Source organism: Polynucleobacter sp. 35-46-11 (assembly GCF_002281105.1).
Genome location: NZ_NCFJ01000055.1, coordinates 17,473 through 27,194 on the forward strand (window position 1 = coordinate 17,473; position 9,722 = coordinate 27,194).

A 9,722-nucleotide genomic window follows, 5' to 3' on the forward strand; every position below is an offset into this window, starting at 1 on the left:
TCTCATGGCTTCACCCCGTTTTGTTCATCTGCGCGTCCATTCCGAGTTTTCAATTACGGATGGCGTCGTTCGCATTGATGATGCGGTAGCCGCGGCTGAAAAAGATGGCATGGGAGCCTTAGCGCTCACCGATTTAAGCAATTTATTTGGTTTAGTCCGGTTTTATAGTGCTGCACGTTCTGGCGGAATTAAGCCAATTGCGGGCGCGGATGTTTGGGTGAGTAATCCTCAGGACCCGGATCAGCCCTACCGTTTATTGCTCTTAGTTCAAAACCACTCTGGTTATCTCAACCTGTGTCAGTTGCTGAGTAAGGCTTCCCTAGAAAACCAGACGCGTGGTCGTGCCGAAGTAGATCCCAAATGGTTTAGTGAGCCCGCTTCTAAAGCTGAAGATAAAGCAGCAAAAAGAACTTTGGCTTATGGATTGATTGCACTTTCTGGTGGACGTTGGGGTGATGTTGGTACTGCGCTTTTAGCTGGTCAAGAAGACCAAGCTAAAGACGCTGCCAAGCATTGGGCAAAATTATTTCCGAATGCTTTTTACATTGAAGTACAACGTGGCGGTCATCCCCAGGATGAAAAGCAGCTTCAGCTTGCCTGTCATCTTGCTAGTGAATTGGGTCTACCCATCGTTGCTACGCACCCAGTGCAATTTATGCAACGCAGTGATTTCACGGCCCATGAGGCGCGTGTTTGTATTGCTGAGGGTGAGCTCTTAGGTAATCCCCGTCGCACCAAAAAATTTAATGAAGAGCAGTATTTCTTATCTCAAGAGGAGATGGAAAAGCGCTTTGCAGATTTACCTGTTGCACTCGCTAATTCAGTAGAGATTGCGAAACGTTGCAATCTCTCGTTGACCTTAGGTCAGCCACGCTTGCCGGATTTCCCAACGCCACCTGGCATTACGCTCGACGATTATTTATTGCAGCAATCGGAAATTGGTTTGAAGCGCCATATGGAGCGCAACTTTCCGGATCCAGAAGAGCGCGCCAAGGAAGAAGCGCGTTATCACGAGCGCCTTGTCTTTGAGGTAAAGACGATTGCTCAAATGGGTTTCCCAGGCTACTTCCTGATTGTTGCTGACTTCATTAACTGGGCAAAAAACAATGGCGTACCAGTGGGCCCTGGTCGTGGATCTGGTGCTGGCTCTTTGGTTGCTTACTCACTCGGCATTACTGATCTAGATCCATTGCGCTACAACTTGCTCTTTGAGCGCTTCTTAAATCCTGAGCGGGTATCGATGCCCGACTTCGATATCGACTTCTGTCAGCATGGGCGCGATCGTGTCATTCAGTACGTAAAGGATAAATACGGAAAAGATGCGGTCAGTCAAATCGCTACCTTTGGAACCATGGCTGCCAGAGCGGCGATTCGTGACGTTGGTCGTGTGCTGGAGCAAGGCTATAACTTCGTTGATGGTATTGCTAAGTTGATTCCGAATAAGCCAGGTCAGTACATGACTATTGAAATGGCGAAGAAGGAAGAGAAGCAGTTAGGTGAGCGCGAAAAGAATGAAGATGAAGTGCGCCAACTTTTATCTTTGGCACAGCAGTTAGAGGGCATGACCCGCAACGTCGGTATGCATGCAGGTGGTGTGTTGATTGCCCCTGGCCGTTTAACCGATTTTTGCCCGCTCTACACGCAAGAAGCAAAAGACTCTAAAGATCAAGAGAGTGGCTCCGTCATTAGTCAGTTTGATAAAGATGACGTTGAGGCAATCGGCTTAGTAAAGTTCGACTTCTTGGGTCTAACAACGCTGACGATTTTGGCGGCTGCTGAAAAATGGATTAAGACATTACATGCCGATCGTAAGGACTGGAATATCGGTGAGATTCCACTCGATGATGAAAAAGCCTTTGAAGTTTTAAAGAATGCCAATACGGTTGCGGTCTTCCAGCTAGAAAGTCGTGGCATGCAAGGCATGCTTCGTGAAGCCAAGCCTGACCGCTTCGAAGACATTATTGCGCTCGTCGCACTTTACCGTCCGGGCCCAATGGACTTGATCCCGGACTTCATTGAGCGTAAGCATGGCCGTCAAAAAGTAGAGTATCCAGATCCACGGATTGAACCCGTTCTGCAAGAGACCTATGGCATCATGGTCTATCAAGAGCAGGTGATGCAGATGGCGCAGATGATCGGCGGCTACTCACTCGGTGGCGCCGATATGTTACGTCGTGCGATGGGTAAGAAGAAGCCTGAAGAGATGGCGCAGCATCGCAAGATTTTTAGTGATGGTGCAAAAGCTGGTGGTATTACTGAGGGTAAGGCCAACGAGATATATGATTTGATGGAGCGCTTTGCTGGCTATGGATTTAATAAATCCCATGCTGCTGCCTATGCGCTCTTGGCCTATCAAACTGCTTGGTTAAAAGCCTACTACCCCGCTGAATTTATGGCGGCCAACTTATCACTCGCAATGGATGACACCGATAAGGTGAAGATTCTGTACGACGATTGTTTGGCAAATAATATTCGCGTGTTCTCACCAGACATTAATACTGGTGTTTATGTGTTCACACCTTTGCGTGCACCAGATGCTACTCCCGATTCTCCAATTAGCCATATTCGTTATGGTTTAGGAGCGGTTCGGGGTACTGGTGAGGCAGCTATTGAAGTGATTGTGAAAGCGCGTGAGTCGGGCGGCCCATTTAAGGATTTATTTGATTTCTGTGCACGCGTTGATCGTAGGCAGGTGAACCGTCGAGCCATTGAGGCTTTGATGCGTGCTGGCTCCTTTGATAGCTTATATAAGGATTCCATTCCTGCTGGCGGCAATCCTTACGATATTCGATCAACTCTATTGGCTTCTCTTGCGCGCGCAATTGAAGCCGCTGAACAAGCAGAGGCTTCCGTCAATCAAGTGAGCTTGTTTGAGGTAGCGGGAGAAGAGGATCGCCACTTACCTGAGTTGGTGCGCGAACCAGTCTGGTCTGAAAAGAAGCGCCTTCAGGACGAGAAAAGCTCTCTAGGTCTTTGTCTCACTGGTCATATGTTTGATGCCTACCGCGACGAGACGGCGCACTTCATTCGCCAACCTTTGGTTAAAGTGACAGAAGGTAAGGATCAGTTGATTGCAGGGATTATTACTTCCGCTCGAATGCTGACTGGTCAACGCGGTCGCATGATGATAGCGACGATTGATGATGGAACTGCTGCCATTGAGGTGACACTCTATAGTGAAGTCTTTGAGCCGAATCGTTCTTGGCTCAAAGAAGATGAGTTGCTAGTAGCTAAAGTTAACGTTACTCCCGATAAGTTTTCTGGTGGGGTACGTATCGTCTCAGAAGCCGTAATGGATATCACCGGTGCTCGCATGCGATTTGCACGTAACGTTCATCTAGCTATCGATTCAGCAATTGATCTCAAATCCTTACGCAGCCAAATTGGCCCCTACTTAATGAGTAATCGAGTGCGAGATCCTAAGTTGGGGCCTGCAGCAGCCTCTATGCCAAGTGCTAGCGAAGGCTTGAAGGGCTTAATGCTCACAGCTGCAGTCACTACTAGCGGCGGAGCTTGCCTGATGCAGTTCCCAGAAGAATTACGTATCTATCCAGATGATGCGTGCTTGCATAGCTTAAATCAAATATTGGCAGCTAAGCAATCCAACACTGTTCAGGTTCAGTACCACTAATCTAACGCGATTAAATCAGCATTACCAAAACTACCTAGTTGCTTATCTATTTGTGGCGGCTTGAAGCGCTTTGATTACTTGAATTGGATCTAGTTGGTCCAAACACTCACTCTTGCTATTTGCGCGATCTTCGCAGCCTGCTTTACGGCAGGGGACGCACTCACCAGGTCCTTGCAAAATCGTGACATTACCAACCGTCTGAGAGCGGGATCTCAATTGATAGGGCTGTTCACCAATAAAACCATTAGGCCAAGGCCCAAAGTTGGTGGGTGGTGTCGGGCCAAACAAGGCAATAGTTGGTGTATTGCATGCGGCTGCTAAGTGTGTGATGGAAGTATCTACGCCGACATACGCAATTGCTCCACGAATCAGCGTTCCCGCTTGCGGGATAGTGAGTAGGCCTGCGGCATCAACAATATGTTTACGGGTTTCTTCATCAAGTAATGAAAGAATATCTTGATTGAGTTGCAGATCTTGCTGGGCCGGGGATGCGCTCAGCACAACTTGCCAACCTTGTTTCGTAATCCATGTCAGCAATGTTTGCCAATAGGCAAGTGGCCAACGCTTATAAGCGGTTAAGGGTCCGGGGTGCACCACTACATAAGGCGAGTGAAGTTGTCCAGCAATACTTGGGGTAATCGGATCACCAGCAGGAGCCGTTACCGAGATTGGTTTCTTAAATACTTCCAGCGGATTTTTGTAGAAGATCTCGAGTAGGCGAAGCTTTTCAGTAATGACATGTTGCGCAAAATAATCTACATCAACAGTATGCAAGCTGATGGCCTTTTTCCAGGCATTTTGTTTATCACTCTTACTTTTCTTAGCTTTGTCTTGCTCAGTGAGACCTTGAGGATGGCCACCTAGAACGCCCACGCGGTGATAAGCTGCTGCTAGACCATAGAAATAGGCGCGATCACTAGGTTGAGTGACCACAGCGAGGTCATAACGTTGAAAGAGTTTGAAGAATAAGGAGAGATATTCTTTGAGTCTAGGGCGGTCTGAGGTTTCAACTGTTTTAGCTATATCAGGATTGCCTTTGAGCATCTCGAGCTTGCCGCGGTAGCCCAAAAAGTGAAACTCAGCATAAGGCCATAGCTCGCGCGCTTGTGAAATTAGCGGTGTAGTGACCAGGACGTCACCAATTTGGCGAGTCGCAATAAATAAAACTTTTTTCGGCTTTAGTGCTGAGAATGCAGTCATGGGGCTAATGTAACTCAATCCTACTTAGCTTTAGCCAGAATTTTTTCACGGACGCGACGCGCATTTTCTGCTGCATTCGATTGATCATTGATGCGGTGGTAGAGATGAAGTACTTCAGTCGACCAGGATCCGGATTTACGAATCAAGCCCCTGTTCTGTAGTCTGAAAACAAAATCCGCATCCTCGTGCCCCCAGCCTGTCATGGTTTCATCAAAGCCGCCAATGGCTTTGGCATCGGCTTTCCAACAGGCCATATTGCAACCCTTAATACGACGCCATACGAATTTCTTATAGTTGCGCCAGGCACCATCCCCAAGCTTTATTTTGAGGGGCCAGTATTTGTTGGCGCCACCAGAGAGTCGATAGCTCAACAGCTTATCGATAAATTTTTTGAAATCCCACTGCTGCCATGACAGTAATTGTTTGCTGAGTTCGGCATTCAGCAAGACGCGACTGCCTGTAACTAGGTGGTTGGCCTGAGATAGGATTCGATGCTGGGCAATAAAGTCTGGTTGTACAAGGCAGTCGCCATCTAAAAATACGAGATAGTCACTGCGTGCTGCCTCGATTGCTTGATTAAGAATGCGGGTCTTGCGAAAGCCTTGATCTTCCTGCCAAAGATGGGTAATTTTTACTGGGAAATTTTTCTGGGTTACTTCTATCAAGCTCTTAGTTTCTAATGTAGAGCCGTCATCAGCAATGATGATTTCAAAATCTAAATCAGTTTGAGTGCCAAGCGACTCAAGACAGAGCTTGAGAGCCTGTGGCCAGTTATAGGTCGCTAAAAGTACGGAGATCATTTGCCGTGATGTGGGTTATTCGCAGCTTCTTGATGCAATTGCCATAACTTCATGTAGCGGTAGTAGGTACCTTGCCCGTTGGAGATCGCTAAGGCAAAGCCCTGAGGGCCATCTAGAAATCCAAGTCTTATGAAGTAGGTTCGAGTAAAGGCCCAGAGGCCATGAAGCACGGCCTTTAATGGACTACTCTTTTTCCCTTTGGCAAATGCCTGCTCTGCAGAAGCTGTTGAATAGCGATCTAACTTTTGAAGCACTTGTGAATAGTTCATGAAACTGTAGTGCAACATGGGGTTCTCCAACTTCGCCACTTGCCCATTGGGGATTAGTCGCTCATGAACGAGGTCATCTGAGAAACGAGCCGTCCCACGTTTAAACAATCTATCCACATAATCCGGATTCCAGCCAGAGTGGCGGATAAAGCGACCGCAATACCAAGAAAGGCGTGGAATGGCAAAACAGTCGACATGCGCCGAGTGATGAATGGCAGTGAGAATTTCACTTCTGAGGGCGGGAGTGAGGCGCTCATCAGCGTCTAGAGACAGAACCCATTCGCCTGTTGCGAGCTCTAGAGCACGGTTCTTTTGGGGTCCAAATCCTGGCCAATCCGCTGGCTGGCTAATGAGGGCCCCATGGCTTCTGGCGATTTCTAGGGTGCTATCGGTGCTATTGGTGTCGACCACCACGATTTGCTGGGCAATCCCCTCTAGGGAGGTCAAGCAATCGGCCAAATTGGCCTCTTCATTGCGAGTGATGAGTATGACTGATAAGGTGGGCATAATTCATTATATGAATGCTCAAGACCGCACCTCCCTAAATCGCTTAATTCAGTACCTCAAGCCCCATATCTGGACGATTATTGGGTCCTTATTAGCCATGGCGCTGGTTGCTGGGGCTGAAACTTCCATCCCAGCCTTAATGAAGCCTTTGCTTGACCGGGGATTCACTGGTCAGATGGATAACAAGCTGTGGCAGGTGCCGGTTTTCTTGGTAGGTTTGGCCTTGGTTCGTAGTTTGGCCCAGTTTCTGTCAAATTATTTGCTAACTCGCGTTATTAACTCAGTACTGCTCAAATTACGTGAGCAAATGTTTCAGACGCTGTTAAATGCCTCAACCACCTTTTTTCAAAAGAACTCTGCATCTAATCTAATTAACGCAGTTGTTTTTGAGGTGAACAATGTGCTCTCCATTATGGGTGGCATGTTAATCAGCTTGGTAAGAGATTCTCTTACGGTGATCGGATTAATTGGTTATCTGATTTATCTAAATTGGCAACTGACTTTGGTGGTTTTAGTGATCTTTCCCATCATTGCCTTCATCATGAGTAAGATTAATAAGCGTCTACGATCCCTGAATCGTGAGCAGCAGAGGCTCACTAGTGAGCTTGCTTACATCGTTGAGGAATCTGCTGCTGGGTACAAGATCGTGAAAGTACATGGTGCTGAAGAGTATGAGATGAGTCGCTTTATGGAAAAAGCTGACCGCCTCCGCAAATTCGCCATGAAGTCAGCGGTAGCTGGAGGTCTGAATCAGCCGATTACTCAACTGATTGCTTCCATGGCGCTATCAATTGTGCTGGTGATTGCTTTAATGCAGTCATCCTCCGAAGGTGTTACGGTAGGTGGCTTTGCATCTTTTATTACTGCGATGATGTTGGTGATCTCGCCGATCAAGCACTTGGCCGATATCAATCAACCCTTACAACGCGGCTTAACTGCAGCGGAAATGATCTTCTCCCTCATGGATCAACCTTTTGAAGAGGATGAGTCTCGCAAGGAAAATATGAAGCCTTTAGTGAAAGCTAAGGGTGGAATTCGTTTTGAGAATGTAGGCTTCTCTTATCAGCAAGAAGCGGGGCGTAAGGATGCTCTCTCCGGCGTGAATTTAAATATTAAGCCTGGTGAAGTCGTTGCCTTCGTTGGTCCATCTGGTGGGGGTAAATCTACGCTAGTGAATTTATTGCCCCGATTCTTTAAACCGACAAGCGGCCAAATTTTCTTGGACGATATTCCGCTCGAAGATATTGTTCTTGCAGATGTTCGCAAGCAAATTGCTTTTGTGAGTCAGGATGTGATTTTGTTTAATGACAGCATTGCAGCAAACGTAGCCTATGGTGCTGTTGGTCCTGAAGGCATTGACCGTGGGCGCGTGATAGAGGCGCTGGAGGCAGCTAACTTATCTGCACTCATGAAAGAAATGCCTGAAGGAATCGATACTCAAATTGGGGATAACGGCAATCGCTTATCTGGTGGTCAGCGTCAGCGTCTAGCTATTGCGAGAGCCATTTATAAAGATGCGCCCATCCTTATTTTGGATGAGGCTACTTCAGCGCTCGATTCTGAATCCGAACGTCAGGTACAGGATGCTCTAGAGCGCTTGATGGCGGGTAGGACCACTCTGGTAATTGCGCATCGCCTATCGACCATTGAGCATGCCGATCGGATTGTGGTCCTAGAGCATGGTCATGTAATTGAAAATGGCTCACACGAAGAGTTGATTGCTAAGGATGGCATGTATGCTAACTTGCACCGTATCCAGTTTTCAAATGCTTAATTAATGATTAACTAAGAACGATGTCGTACTGCTCTTGGCGGAAGCTGCCTTCCGCCTGAAGTTTGATGGGCTTACTGATGAAGTCGCCAAGCTGCGCCAAAAATTGATTTTCTTCTTCAAGGAACAGGTCAATGACATCAGGCGCCGCAACAATTCTAAATTCTCGAGGATTAAATTGGCGATGCTCACGAACAATCTCGCGCAAAATCTCGTAACAAATAGTTTGTGCTGTTTTGACTTCACCCTTGCCTTGGCAGGTAGCGCAGGGCTCGCATGTAATGTGGGCAAGGGATTCTCGAGTGCGTTTGCGTGTCATCTCTACCAGGCCTAGCGAGGAAAAGTCGCTCACTGAAGTACGGGCGTGATCACGATCTAAATTGCGATTGAGTTCATGTAAAACTGACTCTTGATGGTCTTTGCTCAACATATCAATAAAGTCAATGATGATGATCCCACCAAGATTGCGTAAACGGAGTTGACGAGCGATAGCCTGAGCAGCTTCAAGATTGGTTTTGAAGACGGTGTCATCAAGATTGCGTGCACCCACATAACTACCTGTGTTGACATCAATCGTAGTCATTGACTCTGTTTGATCAATCATCAGATAGCCGCCTGACTTGAGATCAACTCTTCGACCTAAGGCCTTATTAATTTCAGCATCTACATCAAATAAATCAAAGAGGGCGCGCTCGCCGCGATGCAGGGTAAGCTTATCCAAGAGGTTAGGCATGTATAAGGTAGCGAATCCTTTGAGCTTTTCAAAGTTCTCTGCAGAGTCAACCCGAATTTTGGTAGTTTCTTCACCAGCAACATCGCGCAATACACGTTCAGCCAAGCTGAGGTCCTGATAAAGCAGGCTGGGGGCAGCCTTATGGTTCACAGCTTCTCGGATCCTCTCCCAGGTCGTGCGTAGGTAATGCATGTCGTTCTCAAGCTCGGTATCGCTGGCATCTTGTGCGCTGGTGCGCACGATAATTCCACCTTTTTCATCTGCGGGCATGAGTCCTGCAAGGCGTGACTTGATAGCCTCACGTTCCTCGGGCTGATCAATTCGTTGGGATACGCCAATATATTTTTCTGTGGCTGCATCAGTTCCAGCTGGTGGGAGATAAACCAGATTACGCCCAGCAATACTGAGTTGGGTCGTGAGGCGCGCACCTTTAGTGCCCAAGGGATCTTTGAGAACTTGTACTAAAACATTTTGACCCTCAAAGAGCAACTTTTCAATTTGTGCTTGCGGGTTGTTTTGCGTGATATCAGCGACGTGCATAAATGCAGTGCGCTCTAAACCAATTTCAATAAAAGCAGATTGCATACCCGGTAGCACACGAACTACTTTGGCTAAATAAATATTGCCAACGATGCCGCGTTGACAGGTACGCTCAATTTGCAGTTCTTGAACAGCACCCTGCTGAATTAATGCCACCCGTGTTTCCTGTGGGGTGATGTTGATCAGAATTTCTTCATTCATATGCGGGCAACTTTAGCGAAATCCAATAATTGGTTAACTTCAAAAATAGGTAATCCCATGATACCGCTAT

6 protein-coding genes are annotated in these 9,722 nt (G+C 47.3%); 2 read left to right on the forward strand and 4 right to left on the reverse strand.

Going from position 1 to position 9,722, the window contains the following annotated elements; genetic code table 11:
• Positions 1-4: 4 nt before the first annotated feature.
• Positions 5-3,631 carry a DNA polymerase III subunit alpha gene (dnaE, locus tag B7Y67_RS06425; protein WP_293597930.1) on the forward strand — a complete coding sequence of 1,209 codons (3,627 nt, stop codon included), beginning with the start codon at positions 5-7 and terminating at the stop codon, positions 3,629-3,631.
• A 42-nt stretch (positions 3,632-3,673) separates the two neighbouring features.
• On the opposite strand, the gene B7Y67_RS06430 is transcribed toward dnaE, so the two are convergent.
• From B7Y67_RS06430 to B7Y67_RS06440, 3 genes are read right to left on the reverse strand one after another with little or no spacing between them, the layout of a single operon-like run.
• Positions 3,674-4,831, reverse strand: coding sequence for a glycosyltransferase family 9 protein (locus B7Y67_RS06430; RefSeq protein WP_293597931.1), 1,158 nt, complete (start codon positions 4,829-4,831; stop codon positions 3,674-3,676).
• Between the two features lie 20 nt (positions 4,832-4,851).
• Positions 4,852-5,631 (reverse strand): glycosyltransferase family 2 protein, encoded by a 780-nt coding sequence (locus B7Y67_RS06435; RefSeq protein ID WP_293597932.1) that lies wholly within the window; start codon positions 5,629-5,631, stop codon positions 4,852-4,854.
• Positions 5,628-6,407, reverse strand: a complete 780-nt coding sequence (locus B7Y67_RS06440) for a glycosyltransferase family 2 protein (RefSeq protein ID WP_293597933.1) — start codon at positions 6,405-6,407, stop codon at positions 5,628-5,630. Before B7Y67_RS06440 ends, B7Y67_RS06435 begins: the two co-directional genes overlap by 4 nt.
• 10 nt (positions 6,408-6,417) lie before the next feature.
• On the opposite strand from B7Y67_RS06440, the gene msbA reads away from it, so the two are divergent.
• A complete protein-coding gene (gene msbA, locus B7Y67_RS06445; protein ID WP_293597934.1) occupies positions 6,418-8,181 on the forward strand; it encodes a lipid A export permease/ATP-binding protein MsbA in 1,764 nt (587 codons plus the stop codon).
• Between the two features lie 7 nt (positions 8,182-8,188).
• On the opposite strand, the gene rng is transcribed toward msbA, so the two are convergent.
• On the reverse strand, positions 8,189-9,652 hold the full coding sequence (gene rng / locus B7Y67_RS06450; RefSeq protein ID WP_293597935.1) for a ribonuclease G: 1,464 nt from the start codon (positions 9,650-9,652) through the stop codon (positions 8,189-8,191).
• Positions 9,653-9,722 lie beyond the last annotated feature (70 nt).